Raw genomic sequence first — 1,765 nt, 5'->3', positions numbered from 1 at the left:
AGCGCGTCGGTGACGGCCGCGCGGGTGGTCGGCGTGAGCACGTCGGGCAGCGCGGCCGGCTCGTGCCAGGAGAGCCGACAGCCGCCCACCGGCTCGCCGGTGGGGCCGGCTCCGCGGGCCCGGGCCCGGAAGACGTGCACCAGCACGTCCGGCAGCGGCCCGGGGTGGCCCGCCGACGGCGTCGCGCCCGGGTCGGTGAGGTGGTAGAGCCCGACCAGGTCGACCACCTCGATCTCCCAGCCGGTCTCGGCCCGGATGTCCCGGGCCGCCGCGTGGACGGGGCTCTCCGCCCGGCGCAGCCGGCCGCCGGGCAGCGCGTAGCGTCGCTCGCCCCGGCCCTGCCGGCAGAGCAGCACCCGGCCGGCGTCGTCGGTGACGACCGCGGCGACCGCCCAGGTGAGCGTGCTCATGGACAAAGAGCCTACGGCTGCGCAAACCAGAAGTCACCGGGTCGGGCACCCCGGCGACCGGGGTGCCGCCGGAGGGGTGCGCAGCGGTAGCGTGTGCACCCGTGAATCTCGCCTCGTTGGCCCCCCAGGCGGCCCTGCCCAGTCCCAGCACCGCCGTGTGGCAGCTCGGACCGGTGCCGATCCGGGCGTACGCGCTGTGCATCATCGTCGGCATCGTGGTGGCCTGCTGGGTCACCGAGCGGCGGCTGCGCCAGCGCGGTGTCGCCCCCGGCGCGGTCCTCGACATCGCGGTCTGGGCGGTGCCGACCGGCATCATCGGCGCCCGGATCTACCACGTCATCACCTCGCCGGAGAAGTACTTTGGCACCGGCGGCGACCCGATGAAGGCGTTCGCCATCTGGGAGGGCGGCCTCGGCATCTGGGGCGCGGTCGCCGGCGGCGCGGTCGGCGCGTGGATCGCCGCCCGGCAGCTCGGCATCCCGTTCGCGGTCGTCGCCGACGCGCTGGCGCCGGGCCTGCCGCTGGCCCAGGCGATCGGCCGGCTCGGCAACTGGTTCAACAACGAGCTCTACGGCGGCCGCACCACCCTGCCCTGGGGGCTGGAGATCCACCGGATGGACCCGGACAACCCGGGGCAGGCGCTGCGCGACGACGCCGGCCGCCCGATCCTCGAACCGGGCCTCTACCACCCGACCTTCGCCTACGAGGCGCTCTGGAACGTCGGCGTCGCGGCGCTGGTCTTCGCCCTCGACCGCAAGCTGCGCCTCGGCCGGGGACGGGCGTTCGCCCTCTACGTGATGGGCTACACCGCCGGCCGGTTCTGGATCGAGCTGATGCGCACCGACGAGGCGAACACCATCCTCGGCGTACGGCTCAACGTCTGGACCGCCGCCGTGGTCTTCCTCGGCGCGCTGGCCTACTTCCTGCGGGTCCGCGGGCCCCGGGAGTACCTCGTCCCGGTCGGCGCCGCCGCGACGCCGGCCCCGCCCGGCGTCTCCGACCTCTCCCAGGTCGACCTGTCGGCGAGGGAGGCCGGCGCCCGGCCGGTCGCCCCCGAGGGCTACCGGGTGGTCAGCGAGGAGCAGTACCGGCACTGGCGGGAGACCGGCGAGGAGCCCGACGAGCCGGCCGGGGAGCCTGCACCGGCGAGCGCGAGTGTGTCGGCGGAGACCGGCGAACGGGCGGAACCGGTGGCCGACGTCGACGACCAGCGGCCCCGTCCGGCGGCCGACCGCGCCGCCGAGCCCGCCGACCGCGACAGCTGAGCGGGGGAGCACCCATGCGTAGCGCGGTGGTGGTCGGCGCCGGGATCGGCGGCCTGGCGGTCGCCGGCGCGCTGGCCCGCTCCGGCTGGC

At 76.2% G+C, this 1,765-nt stretch carries 2 protein-coding genes; one reads left to right on the top strand and one right to left on the bottom strand.

The window, feature by feature from the left end:
• Positions 1-410 (bottom strand): NUDIX hydrolase (locus tag NCC78_RS31530; RefSeq protein WP_250799091.1); only part of this gene is annotated, 410 nt, incomplete at its 3' end.
• 101 nt (positions 411-511) lie between these two features.
• On the opposite strand from NCC78_RS31530, the gene lgt reads away from it, so the two are divergent.
• A complete protein-coding gene (lgt, locus tag NCC78_RS31525) occupies positions 512-1,675 on the top strand; it encodes a prolipoprotein diacylglyceryl transferase (protein ID WP_250799090.1) in 1,164 nt (387 codons plus the stop codon).
• The last annotated feature ends 90 nt before the right edge of the window (positions 1,676-1,765 follow it).

Origin of the sequence: Micromonospora phytophila (genome assembly GCF_023656545.1) — a bacterium.
Lineage (GTDB): Bacteria > Actinomycetota > Actinomycetes > Mycobacteriales > Micromonosporaceae > Micromonospora > Micromonospora phytophila.
This window is presented reverse-complemented; position numbering and strand designations above follow the sequence as displayed.